This window comes from Cupriavidus basilensis (assembly GCF_029335485.1).
GTDB lineage: Bacteria > Pseudomonadota > Gammaproteobacteria > Burkholderiales > Burkholderiaceae > Cupriavidus > Cupriavidus basilensis_E.
Genome location: NZ_JARJLM010000644.1, coordinates 1 through 17,127 on the forward strand (window position 1 = coordinate 1; position 17,127 = coordinate 17,127).

The window sequence follows — 17,127 nt, forward strand, 5'->3', positions numbered from 1 at the left end:
TCCGTCACGGCCATGCCGACGTCGTCGCCGGCATAGATATACGTTTCCAGCGAAACGGAGAAGGCGGCCCGGTCGATGGCCGCAATCAAGGCCGGAAAGAACGCCTCCCCGCCGCGCAGCAGACGGACCTGGTTGCCGCCCACCGGCTTGCCGCGGCGCCATTCGGAGCGCAGTGGGCCAGCGTGCCGCGGCTGGCGCGGCGCGGCCGACGCTTCGGCGTCGTCGCGCGCGGCGGCGAGCCCGGAAGGCAGCGCCAGCGGCTGGCGCGGGAGTGGAATCGGGAACATGGGCCACATTATCAGGCACGCCGGTGCGCTGTGCGTGCTGCGGGTCACGCAGGCGGCGTGCCAGCCCGGCTCACGATTGCAGGCCTTTGCGGCGGATCTCTGCTATCGTCGGCGCTTTATCCCGTCACCGCCCCCACATCGTGAAGGTTTTCGGCATCTCCGGGTCGTCCGGCAGCGGCAAGACCACCCTGCTGGACCAGTTGATCCCCCGCTTCGTCGCCGCCGGCGTGCGCGTGGCCGGCATCAAGCACACCCATCATGGTTTCGATCCCGACACCCCCGGCAAGGATTCCTGGCGCATGCGCCAGGCCGGCTGCGCCAATGTCGTGCTGGTGGGCGCGCGCCACCTGACGCTGATGCGCCGCTATCCCGAGTCCGAACCCTCCCCCGAACTGGCCGACGCACTCGCCGTGCTGCCCGCCGACACGGACCTGGTGCTGGTGGAAGGCTACAAGCGCAGCGATTTCCCCAAGCTGGAAGTGTTCCGGCCGTCGCTGGGCCTGCCGCCGCTATGGCCGGAGGTACGGAGCATCGTAGCCGTGGCCAGCGACCAGCCCCAGGCGGTGGCCGCACTCACCGCCCTGCCGGTGCTGGACCTGGCCGACCTCGACGCCATCTACGCCCTTGTCCGCGATGGCGCGTGCCAGTTGCCCCCGCCTTACCAGACCCGATAGACATGGCCGCTCTGCGGCCCTTCTACGCTGCGCTGGAAAGCCAGCGCCACGCGCGCCGCGGGGACTGCCTCGAAGCCGGGGAAGAACTCGCCGTAGGCGCCCCATGACTCCTGCACCACGGTCGGGCTGACCACGTTGATGCGCAGGCCGCGCTCCAGTTCCGGGGCCGCGCAGCGAACGAACCCTTCCAGCGCGGCGTTGACGCTGCCGGCATTGGCGCCCTGGCGGATCGGCTCGCTGCCGACAATGCCGCTGGTGAGGGTGATCGAGCCGCCGTCGTTGAGGTAGTGCTGACCGACCAGCGCCAGCCTCACCTGCCCGAGCAGCTTGTCCTGCAGCCCGATCGCGAAATCCTCGGCGCGCATCTGCGCCAGCGGGCCAAAGAACAGGCTCCCCGTGGTGGCAACGATCGCATCCACGCGGCCGGTCGCTTCGAACAAGGCCTGAACCGAGTCCGGCTGGGTCAGGTCGACCCGATGATCGCCGCGCGACTTGCTGACACGCACCACCTCGTGGCGAGCCGACAGGTTCTGCACCACCGCCTGGCCGAGCGTGCCACTGGCCCCGATCACAACAATTTTCATGATATTCCCCGTGAGTCCGGTTGTTTGCGAGCGCGGGATTCCTTCCCTTCGCTATCAGGATGGCATTCTGGAATGCGGTTGCTGGTGAATAAATGGGTTAGGATTTCGCAGATCACTAACTTTTAATTAGCAATCCATGGACAAGCTGCGCAGCATGGAAGTGTTCGCCGCCGCCGCCGAGGCCGGCAGCTTCAGTGCCTGCGCCGATGCGCTGGGCCTGTCGGCGGTGATGGTGGGCAAGCATGTCGGCCAGCTGGAGCGCCACCTCGGGGTGCGCCTGTTGCAGCGCAGTACGCGCCGCCAGAGCCTGACCGAGGCCGGCCGCCTCTTCCTGGACGAATGCCGGCAGATACTGGAGCGCGTCCGCAATGCGGAGACCGTTGCCGAACGCCTGCACAGCCAGCCACGCGGCCGCCTGCGCATCACCGCGCCGGTGACGCTCGGTGAGACCGCGGTGGCCGAGGCGGTATCGGTCTACCTGCTGCGTTACCCGGAAGTTACGGTGGAACTGGTGCTGGACGATGCCTTCACGGACCTGATCGCCGACGGCTTCGACGCCGCGGTGCGCATCGGCGCACTGGCCAGCTCCGACCACCTGGTGGCGCGCCCCTTGCGGCCCTATCGCATGGCCATCTGCGCCGCGCCCGCCTACCTCGCGCGAGCGGGCCATCCGCGCACGCTGGCGGACCTGGCCGGACACCGTTGCCTGAACCACCTGCTGTGGCCGCAAGGCATGGGCTGGCCGGCGTCCGGGGATGGCCCGGCGCCGCTCGCGGCCAACAACGGCCAGGCGCTGCGGCGCGCGGCACTGGCCGGCTGCGGCATCGTGATGCAGCCGGAGGTGCTGCTAGCGGCGGACCTTGCCGCAGGGCTGCTGGTGCCGGTGCTGGAAGACGCCACGCCGCCGCCGCGGCCCGTGCACCTGCTTTATGCGCGCGACCCGCGGCCGCTGCCCAAGCAGGCGCGCTTTGTGGACATCATGCTGGAGAGGATGGGGACCTGACGGAGGCGCGATGCGGACCCGGAGCGCCCCCGGATCCGCACGGCGTTTCAGGACGAGATGCCTGCCGGATGGGCAACCGGCCGTTCCGGCACGGTGATCCGTGCCAGTTCCGCCATCAGCGGCACGTGGTCCGAGCGCTGCGCCCAGTCGCGGCCGGTCAGCGCGCTGGCCCGTTCGATCTCGAAACCGCGCACGTAGATGCGGTCGAGCTGCCACCACGGCATGTGGCTGGGGAAAGTATGCAGACGCGCGCCGCCCGCGTGGGAAACCTCGGTCGCACCCAGCGTGGTGCAGATCAGCGCGTCGAGCCGGTGATTCCAGTCGTTGAAGTCGCCGGCGATCACCAGCGGCGCGTCGGCCGGCACCACGTCGCGCACGCGCTTGACCAGCGCCTCGGCCTGGCGCGCGCGGCTGCGCGCGAACAGGCCGAAATGCACGCAGATCAGGTGAGCCTCGACCCCGTTCATATCGGCCACCGCATGCAGCAAACCGCGCTGTTCGAAGCGATGGTCGGAGATGTCGAGGTTTTCCGACATCAGGATGGGATGGCGGGACAGGATGGCATTGCCGTGGTGGCCGTGGTCGTACACCGCGTTGCGCCCGTAGACCGAATGCGGATAGGCGTCGGTGGCCAGATAGTTGAGCTGGGTATAGTCCGGGTCGAACAACGCGGCCGCCACCAGGCGGTCGTTGCGGTCCTGCACTTCCTGCAGGAACACGATATCGGCGTCGACCACCTGGAGGCCATCGCGCACCGTGTGGATACGCGACTTGCGCTGGATGCCGGTGACGCCCTTGTGAATGTTGTAGGTGACGACGCGCAGTCTCATGAGCCCGCTCCACAGGCAGTGTGCAGCCCCTGCACGCGCCAGCCCAGTTGCAGCACCGCCTCGGCATTGCTGCTGGAGAAGCAGCGCGCGGCGGCCTCCCGCCACGGCAGCCACTGCCACTGCAGGTGCTCGCGCGGCGCCAGCGTCACGGGTACCGGCTGCGCCACCCGCAGGCCAAACCAGTGTTCGGTGTTGCGCGTCACGCCGGGCGCATAACGGTGGCGCCACTGCGGATAGATTTCGTAATCGATGGCGTGCTGCCAGTCGGCCAGTTGGTGGTCGGCGGCGACGATGCCGGTTTCCTCGGCGACTTCGCGCGCGGCCGTCAGGGCGACCGGCTCGTCGGGCGTGTCCAGGCTGCCTGTCACGGACTGCCAGAAACCGGGGCGGTCGGCGCGTTCCAGCAACAGCACTTGCAGGTCCGGCGTGTGTATCACCACCAGGACGGATTCGGGGATTTTGTAGGACATGGGAAGAGGGCGGACAACGTCCTCAAGCTTACCGCAGATGCGCCCTGCCGCCACGGGAAAGCGCGATGCAGCGCGGTCCCGCCGGCCGTGCCTGACACTTATGCTGCGTGCACGCTGGAGCGCGCCGGCGCTTCGCGCAGCCACGTCTCGAACACGCCGGGCGAATCGCCATGTCCCCACGCGGCGCGGAGTTGCTGCATCAGCGGCGTGAGCGCCCGGGTGTATTCGCGCGCCGCCGCATGCGCGTGCTCGGCAAGGCGATCGGCGCATTGCCGGGCCTGGGCCTGCAGCTGCGCGCGCTCCTGCGCGATTTCCTTCTCGCGCAGGCCGAGTGCGTTGTATTTCTGGATCAGGAAGCGCTGGTAGTCGCCGCCCTCCACGCCCTGGGCCGCCTGCGCATTGACCTGCTCGAAGCGCATGACGATGCTGCCGGTTTCCTGTTCGATATGCGCGGCTTCCGCCACCAGGGCCTGCAAACCGTCCTGCAGGCGCAGCGCCTCGCGGCGTTCGTCGCGCAGGCGCGCGGCGTGCTCTTCGAAGCTGCGCTGGGCCGAGAGATAAGCCTGCACCACCGGCTGGGGCGCCACCACCAGCAAGGGATCCGCGCTGCCGGCGCGGCTGCCCGGCAGCAGCGCATCGTCGGCCACGCGCAGGTTGCCGAGGTCTTCCAGCCAGCGTCCGCGCGCCATCACGGTTCCCACCGTATCCAGCGCAACCCGGCGCAGCGCTTCGGCACGCTGCATCTCCACTGGCTCGGGCATTGGTGCGGACGCGCCGCCGCCCTGCGCGGCATGGGCGATATCCGGCACGCAGGCCGCCACGGTGGTCGCCACCGATTCCGACATGGCCACCGCGGAACGCCGCACGGCGCGCCTCAGCTCGAAACGCGCCAGCAACATCATGACCAGCCCGGCCGCCAGCCAGGTGAGGATGGTTTCGGCATGGGCCAGCAAAAACTGGCGGATCAGTTCTACATCCAGGGACACGGCAGATTCCTCCCGCGCGGCCGGCGTGCCTTCGAAATGGGCTTGCGGCTTGGCGCTGCTATAAAGGGAGAAGACCTTGGCCGGCACCGCTTCGTTCCTCGGCGTAACAATTGGAAACGAGGCGGCGGGTGCCGGCTGTGGCACGCGGCGCGCGAGAGCAAAAGCGCCGGGCCTGGGCGGCTTGTGTTCAGGCGTGCGCCGCCTTCATGTCGGCGATGAACGCGTCCACCAGATCGTTGCGGTGCGGCCTGCGGCGCACCACCATGTCGAACGGAACGTCATAGCGCATCGACGCGGGCGCAAGCGGAGCCAGCTGGCCCTGCTGCACGTAGGGCGCCGCGAAATGCTCCGGCAGGTAGCCCAGATGGCGGCCGGACAGCACCAGCATTGCCACCGCCTCCATGTTGTCAGCCACCGCCGTCACCAGCCGGTCGGCCGGCGAACCCGCGGCGGCCGGCAGCGGATAGCTGCGCCAGGCCCAGGCATGGGCGAGCGCGGCGGCGGGGTCTACGCGCCCGGCCCCGGCAAAGAGCGGATGGCCTCGCCCGGCATAGGCCAGCTGCGTTTCGTGAAAGATGGTCGTGTACTCGAGCGCGGGCACGCGGTGCCAGAAGTAGCCGATGCCCATGTGGATCTTGCCGTCCAGCAGCAGCCCTTCCAATTCCCCCGGCGAACGTACCGACACCGCGAAATGCACGGACTCGTCGCGCTGGCGGAAGCGCTCGATCGCCTGGCTGATGCGCGCGTTGGCGCTCACCGGCGTATGCCCGATCAAGCCCAGGCTGAGCGTGCCCACCAGGGTGCGGCCCAGCTTGCGCGCTTGCGCGCCGAAGACATCGAGCGCCGCCAGCAGCTTGCGCCCGGACTCGACGAACTGCTGCCCGCGCGCGGTCAGCCGGAAACCGCTGCGGCCACGCTCGCACAGGCGGTAGCCCAGGCGCGTTTCCAGCGTCGCAAGCTGCGTGCTGATGGTGGACTGGCTGACGTTGAGCGTCGCCTGCGCGGGCGTGATGCCGTTGGCGTCCACCACCGCCAGGAAGACGCGGATCAGGCGCAGGTCGAGATCGGAGGGCTGTCCCAGCATGGTCGATACATTGAGCCGAATCAATGTTTGGTTAAGAAAGTTCGCATTCTACGCGCTGGAACTATCGGAAAGAATGCCATGGTCTCCAACAACGCATGCTGCAATGCCAGCGGCATGACCAATCGATCGCCATGAATACAAACAAGCTGGTCCACCCGCAAGGGGAGGCCGAGCCCTTCCAGCCGATGTCCGGCAACGCCATGCCGCGCTTTGGCGGCATCGCCACCATGATGCGGCTGCCCGCCGCGGGGAGCACCGCCGGGCTGGATGCCTGCTTCGTCGGCGTGCCATTCGACCTGGGCACGTCCAACCGCAACGGCGCGCGCCTGGGCCCCCGCCAGATCCGGGCCGAATCCGTGCTGCTGCGGCCCTACAACATGGCCACGCGCGCCGCCCCGTTCGATTCCCTGCGCGTGGCCGATGTCGGCGACGTGGCGACCAATCCGTACAACCTGCACGACTCCATCGCACGCATCGAGGCGGCCTACCGCGACATCGTCGCCACGGGCTGCCGCCCGATCGGGCTGGGCGGCGACCACACCGTCACGCTGCCGATCCTGCGCGCGCTGCACGCCAGGTACGGCCGTGTCGGGCTGATCCACGTCGATGCGCATGCCGACGTGAACGACACCATGTTCGGCGAGAAGATCGCGCACGGAACCCCGTTCCGCCGTGCGGTGGAGGAAGGACTGCTCGACTGCGGCCGGGTGGTGCAGATCGGCCTGCGCGGCACCGGCTACGCCGCCGAGGATTTCGACTGGTGCCGCCAGCAGGGTTTTCGCGTGATCACGGCCGAGGAATGCTGGCACCGGTCGCTGGCCCCGCTGATGGAAGAAGTCAGCGCGCGCCTGCGGGGCGGCCCGGTCTATATCAGTTTCGACATCGACGGCATCGACCCGGCCTACGCGCCTGGCACCGGCACGCCGGAGATAGGCGGGCTCACCGTGCCGCAGGCGCTGGAGATCGTACGTGGCGCGCGCGGACTGGATATCGTCGGCGCCGACCTGGTCGAGGTATCGCCGCCGTACGACCCGTTCGGCACCACGGCGCTGCTCGGCGCCAACCTGGCATTCGAACTGCTGTGCGTGCTGCCCGGCGTCGAGTACCGCGACGCCTGAGTCCTTCGCCAAAACAATAAACAGGAGATCCATCATGCAGACCAGGCAGCCTGCTGCCCAGCCACGCCGCGCCGCCCTGGCGTCGTTTGTCGGCACCACCATCGAGTGGTATGACTTCTACAGCTACGCCACCGCCGCGGCGCTGGTCTTCGGGCCGCTGTTCTTCCCCGGCGAAAACCGCCTGCTGAGCCTGCTGGCCTCGTTCGGATCGTTTGCCATCGGCTTTCTGGCGCGGCCCATCGGCGGCGTGCTGTTTGGCCGCATCGGCGATCGCCTCGGGCGCAAACGCGCGCTGATGGGGACGCTGTCCTTGATGGCCGTCGCCACGGTGCTGATCGGCTGCCTGCCGACGTATGCGCAGGTGGGATGGATCGCGCCCGTGGCGCTGGTGGCGCTGCGCGTGCTGCAGGGCATCGCGGTCGGCGGCGAGTGGGGCGGCGCGGTGTTGCTGGCAGGCGAGCACGCGCCAGCGGGCCGGCGCACGTTCTTCGCTTCGTTCGCGCAACTGGGCAGCGCGGGCGGGCTGATCCTGTCGATGCTGGCCTTCAGCGCCGTCAGCCGGCTCGATCACGACGCCCTCATGCAATGGGGCTGGCGCCTGCCCTTCCTGGCCAGCGCGGTGCTGCTGGCAGTCGGCTTCGTGATCCGGCTGTCGGTCAACGAATCGCCGGAGTTTGAAGCCATGCAGGCCACCGGCGACGTGGCCCGCCAGCCGCTGGCCGAAGCGCTGCGCGCGTGGCCGTTGATCGTGCTGGCGATCGGCGCCAACGTGTACGGCATCGCCGGCGTGTACTTCAGCAACATCTTCATGATCTCGTACGCCACGCAGTACCTGGCGCTGGACCGGGCGATGATCCTCGACTGCCTGTTCTGGGTGGCGGTGCTGCAGTTCTTCGTGCAACTGGGCGCGGCGCACCTGGCCGATCGGTTCGGCACCCGGCGCGTGCTCGCCATCGTTGCCGCATGCGCCATCGTCGTTCCCTTCGTCATGCTGCCCCTGGTGCGCATGGGGCAGCCGAACACGGTGTTCCTGGGCATCGCCATAGCCACCCTGTGCGAATCGGGGTACTACGCCGTCATCGCCGGCTTTGTCACCGGCATGTTCGCCGCGCGCATCCGCTACACCGCCATCTCGCTGTCATATCAGGTCTGCGGCGCCTTCGCCGGCGGCCTGACGCCGCTGCTGGCAACGCTGCTGGCGGACAGCTTCTTCCCGCAGTGGTGGCCGATGGCGATGTTCTATGCGGGATTCGCGGCGCTATCGCTGGTGTGCGTGGTGTGGGTGGGACGGGTGCGGGAGGTGGGCTTGCCCGCGACCGCGGCGGGAGTTTGAGGCTGGCCTGAAGGAAGCAAACCTTGGCCAGCCTTTGGAAAGCAGGAACCCGGTTCACCGGGTTCCTGCTTTTCTAGACGGTAACAACGAGATCGGTGTACCCGGCGAGGTGTCCGTCGGCAGTCACCAGCCGCAAAGGCTCGCATATGGCTTGGGCAATCAGCAGCCGGTCAAAGGGATCGCGGTGAATATCAGGAAGATCGCGCACTGCCGCACCGTGAACGGCCCGCACCGGAAGTTCCGAAAAGCCGCTTGTCTCGATCGCGGAAACCAGTTGATTCACGTCGGCGTCCAGCTTGCCCAAGCCGGCTTTGATCGACGCCTCCCAGATACTGGCGCTACTCACGAATACGTCGTCGGCGTCGGCAATCAGCTTGCGCGCCGCCTTGGATAGCCTGCGGTCGTCGGTCACGACCCACAGGTAGATATGCGTGTCCAGAAGCAGGCGCATCAACGCCCCTCGAACGCGGCGATCAAGTCATCGGGCAGCGGAGCGTCGAAGTCTTCCGCGATGTGCACCTTTCCCTTCAGCATGCCGAAACGGCGCACCGGCTTGACGCGCTCCATCGGAACCAGCCGCGCGGCAGGCTTTCCAGCCTTGGCGATGACAATCTCCTCCCCTGCGGCGGCGGCATCGACCAGCCGGGAGAAGTTTGTCTTTGCCTCGTGAATGTTGACAGTCTGCATGGCTGCTCCTAGTGGACTAAGTCCATATTAGTCCACCACCAGTGAGATCGTCAACGTACAGCCGCGGCTCGCGCAATTCATGGCGCAGTGCTACTGTGCATGCGCCCTGCCGGGCGCACCCAATAAAAAAAGGGCCGCGCTCTCGCGCGGCCCTTCCCCGACAAGCTGGCTCAGGTTCAGGCGATCTTCGGCTCCGCCGCGCGCAGGCGGATGTGCAGCTCGCGCAGCTGCTTCTCGTCGACCGAGCTCGGCGCTTGCGTGAGCAGGTCTTGCGCGCGCTGGGTCTTGGGGAAGGCGATCACGTCGCGGATCGAATCGGCGCCGGCCATCATGGTGACGATGCGGTCCAGGCCGAAGGCCAGGCCGCCGTGCGGGGGCGCGCCGTATTGCAGTGCGTCCAGCAGGTAGCCGAACTTGGCACGCGCTTCTTCCTCGCCGATATTCAGGGCGCGGAACACCTTGCTCTGCACGTCCTCACGGAAGATCCGCACCGAGCCACCGCCCATTTCCCAGCCGTTCAGGACCATGTCGTAGGCCTTGGCGATGCACTTGCCCGGATCGGTTTCCAGGTATTGCAGGTGCTCGTCCTTGGGGCTGGTGAACGGGTGGTGCATGGCGACCCAGCGGGCATCGTCCTCGTCGTACTCGAACATCGGGAAGTCGATCACCCACAGCGGCTTCCACACGTCCTCGAACAGGCCGTGGGTCTTGCCGAACTCGGAGTGGCCGATCTTCAGGCGCAGGCCGCCGATGGCATCGTTGACGACCTTGGCCTTGTCCGCGCCAAAGAAGATGATGTCGCCGTCCTTGGCGCCGGTACGCTTCAGGATCTCGGCAATGGCCGCGTCATGCAGATTCTTGACGATCGGCGATTGCAGGCCGTCGCGGCCCTTGGCCACTTCGTTGACCTTGATCCAGGCCAGGCCCTTGGCGCCGTAGATGGCGACGAACTGGGTGTAGGCATCGATCTCGCTGCGCGAGATGGCGGCGCCGCCCGGCACGCACAGGCCGACCACGCGGCCGTTCTCGCTGTTGGCGGGGCCGGAGAACACCTTGAAGTCGACGTCCTTCATGGCGTCGGTCAGTTCCGTGAATTCGAGCTTGACGCGCAGGTCAGGCTTGTCCGAACCGAAGCGGGCCATGGCCTCGCGGAATTCCATCACCGGGAAGCTGGCGTCGAGGTCGACGTCGATGGCGTTCTTGAACACCGTGCGCATCATGTCCTCGAACAGGTCGCGGATCTCCTGCTCGCTCAGGAACGAGGTCTCGCAGTCGATCTGCGTGAACTCGGGCTGGCGGTCGGCACGCAGGTCCTCGTCGCGGAAGCACTTGGTGATCTGGTAATAGCGGTCGAAGCCCGACACCATCAGCATCTGCTTGAAGATCTGCGGCGACTGCGGCAGCGCGAAGAAGTGGCCTGGGTTGGTACGCGAGGGCACCAGGTAATCGCGCGCGCCTTCGGGCGTGCTCTTGCCCAGCATCGGCGTTTCGATGTCGATGAAGCCTTGCGCGTCCAGGTACTTGCGCACTTCCATCGCCACCTTGTAGCGCAGGCGCAGGTTGTACTGCATCTGCGGGCGGCGCAGGTCCAGCACGCGATGGGTCAGGCGGGTGGTCTCGGACAGGTTGTCGTCGTCGAGCTGGAACGGGGGCGTGACCGACGGGTTGAGCACGGTCAGCTCATGGCACAGCACCTCGATCTTGCCGGAGGTCAGGTTGGCATTCTCGGTGCCGGACGGACGGGGGCGGACCTTGCCGGTGATGCGGACGCAGAACTCGTTGCGGATCTCTTCGGCGGCCTTGAACATCTCGGGGCGATCGGGATCGCACACCACCTGTACCAGGCCTTCGCGGTCACGCAGGTCGATAAAGATCACACCGCCGTGATCGCGGCGACGCTGCACCCAGCCGGTCAGGGCCACTTCCTGGCCCGACAGTTGTTCGGTCACGAGACCGCAATAGTGAGTACGCATGGAGGACATAAGAGAATTTCCGGAATAACGCGGCCGCTGGTGCGGCCGGCGATCAATTTGAATGCGATGAGTCGGCGGACTCGGCGAGGGCTTCGGCTTGCGCCTCGCCGGCGCGCACCGCGCCGCTCTTGCGCGGCAGCTCGGTCGGCGCCACCACGCCCATCGAGACGATGTACTTCAGCGCGGCGTCGACGGTCATGTCGAGTTCGATGGTATCGGCCTTGGGCATCATCAGGAAGAAACCCGAGGTCGGATTGGGCGTGGTCGGCACGTAGACGCTGACGTACTCGCCCTGCAGGTGATTCTGCACATCGCCGCCGGGCCTGCCGGTCAGGAAGGCAATGGTCCACGAGCCTTCGCGCGGATATTGCACCAGCAGGGCCTTGCGAAAGGCATTGCCCGATGAGGACAGCAGCGTGTCGGACACCTGCTTGACGCTGGTATAGATCGGCCCCACCACCGGGATATGGCGCAGCAGCGCTTCCCACCAGCGCACCAGGCGCTGGCCGATGAAGTTATGGGCGAGCAACCCTACCAGCAGGATAAACAGCAGCGTCAGGATCGCCCCCAGGCCCGGGATGCGTACCTTGAACAGCTGGACAGGCTGCCAGGCTTCCGGCAACAGCGCCAGGCTTTGGTCCATGGTGCCGATGATGAGGTTCAGCACCCAGAGCGTGATGCCCAGCGGCACCAGCACCAGCAGCCCGGTCAGGAACCAGGTCTTGAGGGCGGATGATTTCTTCGCTGCCACGATGCGTTCTGCCTTCAATGGCAAGCGCAGGCGCTGCCGCAACCGCCGGCGGCGCTCGTGGAGGCCGTGCTGGTGGAAGCGGACGAATCGCCGGAGGACGTCGTGGCCGCTGCGGCGCCGCTGTCGGACGCAGCGCCGGCGGCTGCCGGGGCAGCGCCGGTGGCGGCCGCGGCCGCGGTGCCGCTACCGCCGCGGAAGTCGGTGACATACCAGCCCGACCCCTTGAGCTGGAAGCCCGCGGCGGTCAGTTGTTTCTTGAACGTACCCGCCGCGCCGCAGGATGGGCAGTCGGTGAGCGGGGCATCGCTCATTTTCTGCAGCACATCGCGCCCGTGGCCGCAGGCGTCGCAACGGTAGGCATAGATCGGCATAGTGGCACTCCGCGAGGATTCTGGAACGGGAAACAGGTGGGACCGCGCGGCCGCGCCGACCGGGAAGTTGCCGTTCCCGAGCGCCACCTGGCGGTGCAAAGCCTTGAATTATAAACCGTTCTGAGCGCGCCGGGCCGGAGGAAAAAAGGGGCCGGAGTGCCCCCGACAGCACGCGCGCTGCCTGCGGCGCCCCTGGCGCTCAGGCCAGATGCGCTTCCTTGACCCGCGGGTGGTCGCCGATCCACTGCGGCAGCAGCGAGCCGAACACCATGCCGCCGATGGAGAACACCAGCCCCACCATCTGCGGCGGCACGGCCGCGTCGGCAAAGGCGACCTCGCACCCCAGCCAGGAAACCAGACCGAGCAGGATGGCGGCCAGGCCGCCCTGGCGAGTAGCCGGCTTCCAGAACATGCCGAAGGCCAGCGGCACGAAGGACGAAACCAAGGTGACCTTATAAGCATTTTCCACCATACGGAAGATGGAAAGATGCGAGTTCAGCGCAAACAACGTCACCAGGGTGGCGAAGACCAGCACCACGGCCTGCATCACGCGCAGGAAACGGCGGTCGTCGAGATGGCGGAAATACGGGCGCAGGATGTTCTCGGCGAAAGTGACCGAGGGCGCCAGCAGCGTCGCCGAGGCGCAACTCTTGATGGCCGAGAGCAGCGCGCCGAAGAACATCACCTGGGCGAACATGGGCGCGTGCGCCAGGATCAGCTTGGGCAGGATCAGTTGCGAATCGGTGTTGATGTACTTCTGCACCATCTCCGGATCGATCATGGTGGCCGAATAGGCCAGGAACATCGGGATGAAGGCGAAGAAGAAATACAGCACGCCGCCCAGCACCGAGGCGCGCCCGGCGATCTTCTCGGTACGCGACGAGGTGACGCGCTGGAATACGTCCTGCTGCGGGATCGAGCCCAGCATCATGGTGAACAGCGCCGCCGCGAAGCCGATGATCTGCACCAGGTCCAGCGAGGGCAGGAACTCGAACTTGCCCGCCGCCGCCGCGTGCGACACCACCGCCGTCACGCCGCCGGCCTGCCCGCTGACTTCGTAGCCGATGTACAGCATGCCGATCACGATGATGATCATCTGGATGAAATCGGTCACCGCCACCGACCACATGCCGCCGAACAGGGTGTAGACCAGCACGCTGGCGGCGCCGATCATCATGCCGGCCTCCTGCGACAGCGCACCGTCCGAGACGGTGAAGAACACCAGCCCGAGCGCCTTGATCTGGGCGGCGACCCAGCCCAGGTAGGACATCACGATGCACAGCGTGGTCAGCACCTCGGCCAGCCGCCCGTAGCGGTTATGGTAGTAATCGCCGATGGTCAGCAGGTTCATCCGGTACAGCGGACGCGCAAAGAACAGGCCGACCAGGATCAGGCAGAGCGAGGAACCGAAGGGATCGGACACCACGCCGGACAAGCCTTCCTTGAGGAAAACCGCGGGGATGCCCAGCACCGTCTCCGAGCCGAACCAGGTCGCGAACACGGTGGCGGTGACGATATAGAACGGCAGGCTGCGGCCTGCCACCGCGAAGTCGGTGGCGTTGCGCACCCGTAGCGCGGCCCACAGGCCGATGCCGACGGAGATTATCCAGTAGATGACGACGAACCAGATCAGCATGCTGCTGCCCTATCCCAAAGTGCCCTTGCGGCGAGAAACCGGTTGCCGGGTGGGCGGGATACCTTTCCCTGCCCGGAGTCCAACTCATCGGTCGGGGCCGCATGGGTGGCTGAGCTAGCCTGCGGTCGTAGCCGAATCAAAACGCGGATTATAGCGACGCAGGCCGCCGCGGGGCGAAGAAAAACCCGGGCCGCGCGGAAATTGCCAGACCGGTGCAGCGCAAGCGCCACAGGTGACGAAAGCGTATCTCGGCCCTGTTCCGCCCGGCTTTCCGGCACCCCGTCATGGGACATCCGAAGGCGGCGTACCCGTGGTCATACGGTGCGCGGCCGAGGAAAGCCGGCACTCAGGAACGGCGGCGCCAGACCTGCCACTGCTCGCGGCCGGCGAACACCGGCAGCGAGCTGGTGGCGGCCCGCGCCTCCACCAGCTCGAAGGCCGGGTCAAGCAACGCGCGCAGTTCCGGCTCCGGAATGGCGAAGGGTGGCCCGCCACGCGTCTCGTCCAGGAAGAAATAGCCTGCCAGCAGGCCGCCCGGCGGCAGCAGCTGCGCCACGCGCCCGGCATAGGCGGCCCGCATGGCCGGCGGCAAGGCGCACAGGAAGGCGCGTTCGTAGATAAGCTGGCAAGCCGGCTCGGGTTCGAAGGCGAAGAAATCCGCCTCGCGTACCACCACCCCGGCCGGCCCGAGCGCCTGCCGCGCGCTCGCCACCGCCTGCGGCGAGAAATCGATGGCGGTCACTGGCCAGCCGCGCGCATGGAGCCAGCCGGCTTCCCAGCCGTTGCCGCAGCCGGGCACCAGCGTCGGGCATGGCGCCATGGCGCCGGCAAACGCCTCGAACTCGGCCGGCACGCCGCCCAGGTCCCAGGGCATGAATCCCTTCTCGAAGCGCTCGTCCCAGAAGGCGGGATCAGCTGCATTGCGGCTGGCGAAGGCCGGTGTGGCGGCCGGCTTGTCGGATTGGCTCATGCCAGGTCTCCTTGTCGTGGGGCGGTCGGCCTGAGGCGTCCCGCCGGCCGCATTGTCTGCCTGGCGGCTGGCGCCGCCGTCTCGCCCGGAGCGCGCGGGCGCCGGCAGGGAGGAATGGCTACCATTACCAATAGCCAGCCCAGGCCAGCAATTCCGTCAGCACCACCCCCGCGGCAAACCCGCCGATCAGCAGCAAGGCCGTGCCAACCAGGCGGTTGGTGCGGCGCTGCTCGGCGAGCAGCGCGGTCAGCAGCTTTTCCTGCTGGCCATTGTCGACCAGCGCGCGGCGCTCCAGGAACTGGTGCGCCAGGCGCGGGAAGTCGGGCAGCATCTTGGCCCATTGCGGCGCCTCCACCTGGATGCGCTCCCAGGCGCCCTTCCAGCCCACCTGCTCGTGCATCCATTTTTCCAGGAAGGGCTTGGCGGTCTTCCACAGGTCCAGGTCGGGGTCGAGTTGCCGGCCCAGTCCTTCGATATTCAACAAGGTCTTCTGCAACAGCACCAGTTGCGGCTGGATCTCGACATTGAAGCGGCGCGAGGTCTGGAACAGGCGCATCAGCACCATGCCCAGCGAGATTTCCTTGAGCGGCTTGTCGAAATAAGGCTCGCAGCAGGCGCGCACCGCGCTCTCCAGCTCCTCGACCCGGGTGTCGGGCGGCACCCAGCCCGACTCCACGTGCAGCAAGGCCACACGATGGTAGTCGCGGCGGAAGAAAGCAATGAAGTTCTGCGCCAGGTAATTCTTGTCGAACTCGGACAGCGCGCCGACGATGCCGAAGTCCAGCGCGATATAGCGGCCAAAGCTCTGCGGGGCCACCGACACCAGGATATTGCCCGGGTGCATGTCAGCATGGAAGAAGCCGTCGCGGAACACCTGGGTGAAGAAGATCTCCACGCCCTCCTCCGCCAGCGAATGCATGTCGACGCCGGCCGCCCGCAGCGATTCGGTCCGCGAGATGGGGATGCCATGCATGCGCTCCATCACGAAGACCTCGCTGCTGCAGAAGTCCCAGAACACCTCGGGCACCAGCAGCAGCTTGGTTTCGGCGAAATTGCGGCGCAGCTGGCTGGCGTTGGCCGCCTCGATCATCAGGTCGAGTTCGTCGTGCAGGTATTTATCGAATTCGGCCACCACCTCGCGCGGCTTCAGGCGCTTGCCGTCGGCCCAGAAACGCTCCAGCCAGGCAGCCAGGTCGCGCATCAGGGCCAGGTCGCTGTCGATGACCGGGAGCATGCCCGGGCGCAGGACTTTCACCGCTACTTCGCGGCCATGGCTTGGGCCGCCCTTGAGCGTGGCGAAATGCACCTGGGCGATCGAGGCGCTGGCCACCGGCTTGTGGTCGAAGCTGTCGAACAGGGTGGCCAGCGGCCGGCCCAGCGAGCGCTCGATGATCTTGACCGCCACCACCGGATCGAATGGCGGCACCTGGTCCTGCAGCTTGGCCAGTTCGTCGGCGATGTCCTCGGGCATCAGATCGCGCCGGGTGGAAAGCACCTGGCCAAACTTGACGAAGATCGGCCCCAGCCGCGTCAGCGCCAGCCGCAGCCGTTCGCCGCGGGGCATGTCGAGCTTGCGGCCGATGGTGATGACGCGCACCAGGAAACGGATGCGGCGGCTCTTGAAACCGGACAGTACGAGTTCGTCGAGGCCGTAGTAGAGGATGACGAAAACGATCTTGCAAAGGCGCAGGAAGCGGGTCATGCAGGTTCTTCAGTTTCAGGATTCGGGGCAGTGCGGATTGGCCAGCAGCGGCTGGCGAACGGTCAGCCGCGCTCAGCGATGCGCGGAAGGCAGCGAGCCGGGAGCGCCGGCAGCGCCACGGTCCGGCCGGCTGCGCTGTTCGAGTTTCTCCAGCCGCTTCTCCAGCCGCGCGAGATCGTCGCGCAGCGCGCTCACGCCGGCGTTGAACTCGTCCAACGCGGCATGGCGCACCAGGGTTGGCTGCTCGTCGAGCAGGTATTCGGTCACATTATCGACCAGCGTGCGCCCCACCCGCGTGGCCTGCGCGTGCACCTGCTGGACGCCCTCCACCACCCGCTGCGCCACGCTGTCGCTGAGCGGACCGCCCAGGATGCCGCGCAGCGCGCGCGACAGGTCCTCGGCGGCATCCCAGCGCAGGCCGCGGGCCAGCGTGGATACGGTATTGGCCAGCTCGGCGTCGCCTTCGATGCGCACGTGCTTCATCGCAGCCGCCTGCCCGCCGCCGGCGACGTCCGACGCCACCAATGGCCATTGCTGCAAGGGCACGGTCAGCGTCACGTCCGGGCTTTCGTCCGGCTGCGCCAGTTCCGTCAGGCCCTGCCCTGTCACCTTCAATGCGAGCGTGAACGCGGCGGCGTCGAAGCGGATGACACGACCGGCGAAGGGCT

The 17,127-nt window shown here is 67.1% G+C and carries 18 protein-coding genes and 1 pseudogene; 4 read left to right on the top strand and 15 right to left on the bottom strand.

The window, feature by feature from the left end:
- A pseudogene (locus tag P3W85_RS39590) lies at positions 1 to 287 on the bottom strand (cardiolipin synthase ClsB); the annotation flags it as partial.
- 140 nt (positions 288 to 427) lie between these two features.
- On the opposite strand from P3W85_RS39590, the gene mobB reads away from it, so the two are divergent.
- Complete coding sequence (gene mobB, locus P3W85_RS39595) at positions 428 to 961, top strand: molybdopterin-guanine dinucleotide biosynthesis protein B (RefSeq protein WP_276268828.1); 534 nt, start codon at positions 428 to 430, stop codon at positions 959 to 961.
- On the opposite strand, the gene P3W85_RS39600 is transcribed toward mobB, so the two are convergent.
- Positions 946 to 1,545: a short chain dehydrogenase gene (locus P3W85_RS39600; protein ID WP_276268829.1), complete on the bottom strand. Its 600-nt coding sequence runs from the start codon at positions 1,543 to 1,545 to the stop codon at positions 946 to 948. The two genes, mobB and P3W85_RS39600, sit on opposite strands and share 16 nt — an antisense overlap.
- Positions 1,546 to 1,681: 136 nt before the next feature.
- On the opposite strand from P3W85_RS39600, the gene P3W85_RS39605 reads away from it, so the two are divergent.
- Positions 1,682 to 2,548: a LysR family transcriptional regulator gene (locus tag P3W85_RS39605; protein WP_276268830.1), complete on the top strand. Its 867-nt coding sequence runs from the start codon at positions 1,682 to 1,684 to the stop codon at positions 2,546 to 2,548.
- Positions 2,549 to 2,595: 47 nt separating this feature from the next.
- Here P3W85_RS39605 and P3W85_RS39610 read toward each other — a convergent pair whose 3' ends face one another.
- The 4 genes from P3W85_RS39610 to P3W85_RS39625 form a co-directional block, all read right to left on the bottom strand.
- On the bottom strand, positions 2,596 to 3,378 hold the full coding sequence (locus P3W85_RS39610) for an endonuclease/exonuclease/phosphatase family protein (RefSeq protein ID WP_276268831.1): 783 nt from the start codon (positions 3,376 to 3,378) through the stop codon (positions 2,596 to 2,598).
- Positions 3,375 to 3,848: a dihydroneopterin triphosphate diphosphatase gene (gene nudB, locus P3W85_RS39615; protein WP_017229613.1), complete on the bottom strand. Its 474-nt coding sequence runs from the start codon at positions 3,846 to 3,848 to the stop codon at positions 3,375 to 3,377. Before nudB ends, P3W85_RS39610 begins: the two co-directional genes overlap by 4 nt.
- Before the next feature lie 98 nt (positions 3,849 to 3,946).
- Entirely contained in the window at positions 3,947 to 4,834 is an 888-nt protein-coding gene (locus P3W85_RS39620) for a hypothetical protein (RefSeq protein WP_276268832.1), read from the bottom strand.
- 187 nt (positions 4,835 to 5,021) lie between these two features.
- Positions 5,022 to 5,918 carry a LysR family transcriptional regulator gene (locus tag P3W85_RS39625; protein ID WP_017229612.1) on the bottom strand — a complete coding sequence of 299 codons (897 nt, stop codon included), beginning with the start codon at positions 5,916 to 5,918 and terminating at the stop codon, positions 5,022 to 5,024.
- A 131-nt stretch (positions 5,919 to 6,049) separates the two neighbouring features.
- Between P3W85_RS39625 and speB the strand changes: the two genes are divergently transcribed.
- Together speB and P3W85_RS39635 are read left to right on the top strand one after the other, a co-directional pair.
- Positions 6,050 to 7,036, top strand: coding sequence for an agmatinase (gene speB / locus P3W85_RS39630; protein WP_051078581.1), 987 nt, complete (start codon positions 6,050 to 6,052; stop codon positions 7,034 to 7,036).
- A 34-nt stretch (positions 7,037 to 7,070) separates the two neighbouring features.
- Positions 7,071 to 8,369, top strand: a complete 1,299-nt coding sequence (locus tag P3W85_RS39635; RefSeq protein WP_276268833.1) for an MFS transporter — start codon at positions 7,071 to 7,073, stop codon at positions 8,367 to 8,369.
- Between the two features lie 73 nt (positions 8,370 to 8,442).
- Here P3W85_RS39635 and P3W85_RS39640 read toward each other — a convergent pair whose 3' ends face one another.
- From P3W85_RS39640 to P3W85_RS39680, 9 genes are all read right to left on the bottom strand, one after another.
- Positions 8,443 to 8,820 carry a type II toxin-antitoxin system VapC family toxin gene (locus tag P3W85_RS39640; protein WP_276268834.1) on the bottom strand — a complete coding sequence of 126 codons (378 nt, stop codon included), beginning with the start codon at positions 8,818 to 8,820 and terminating at the stop codon, positions 8,443 to 8,445.
- Positions 8,820 to 9,056, bottom strand: coding sequence for a type II toxin-antitoxin system Phd/YefM family antitoxin (locus P3W85_RS39645; RefSeq protein WP_017229608.1), 237 nt, complete (start codon positions 9,054 to 9,056; stop codon positions 8,820 to 8,822). The genes P3W85_RS39640 and P3W85_RS39645 overlap by 1 nt, the downstream gene beginning before the upstream one ends.
- Positions 9,057 to 9,232: 176 nt before the next feature.
- Positions 9,233 to 11,038, bottom strand: coding sequence for an aspartate--tRNA ligase (aspS, locus tag P3W85_RS39650; RefSeq protein WP_017229607.1), 1,806 nt, complete (start codon positions 11,036 to 11,038; stop codon positions 9,233 to 9,235).
- Positions 11,039 to 11,081: 43 nt separating this feature from the next.
- Entirely contained in the window at positions 11,082 to 11,780 is a 699-nt protein-coding gene (locus P3W85_RS39655; RefSeq protein WP_035815528.1) for a DUF502 domain-containing protein, read from the bottom strand.
- A 14-nt stretch (positions 11,781 to 11,794) separates the two neighbouring features.
- Positions 11,795 to 12,151, bottom strand: a complete 357-nt coding sequence (locus tag P3W85_RS39660; protein ID WP_276268835.1) for an FmdB family zinc ribbon protein — start codon at positions 12,149 to 12,151, stop codon at positions 11,795 to 11,797.
- 199 nt (positions 12,152 to 12,350) lie between these two features.
- Positions 12,351 to 13,787: a sodium:solute symporter family protein gene (locus tag P3W85_RS39665; RefSeq protein WP_017226245.1), complete on the bottom strand. Its 1,437-nt coding sequence runs from the start codon at positions 13,785 to 13,787 to the stop codon at positions 12,351 to 12,353.
- Between the two features lie 346 nt (positions 13,788 to 14,133).
- Positions 14,134 to 14,757, bottom strand: coding sequence for a methyltransferase domain-containing protein (locus tag P3W85_RS39670; protein WP_276268836.1), 624 nt, complete (start codon positions 14,755 to 14,757; stop codon positions 14,134 to 14,136).
- A gap of 124 nt (positions 14,758 to 14,881) precedes the next feature.
- Entirely contained in the window at positions 14,882 to 16,459 is a 1,578-nt protein-coding gene (gene ubiB / locus P3W85_RS39675) for a ubiquinone biosynthesis regulatory protein kinase UbiB (protein ID WP_017226424.1), read from the bottom strand.
- 72 nt (positions 16,460 to 16,531) lie between these two features.
- Positions 16,532 to 17,127, bottom strand: a 596-nt coding sequence (locus P3W85_RS39680) for a ubiquinone biosynthesis accessory factor UbiJ (protein WP_276268837.1), incomplete at its 5' end; no start/stop codon positions are given.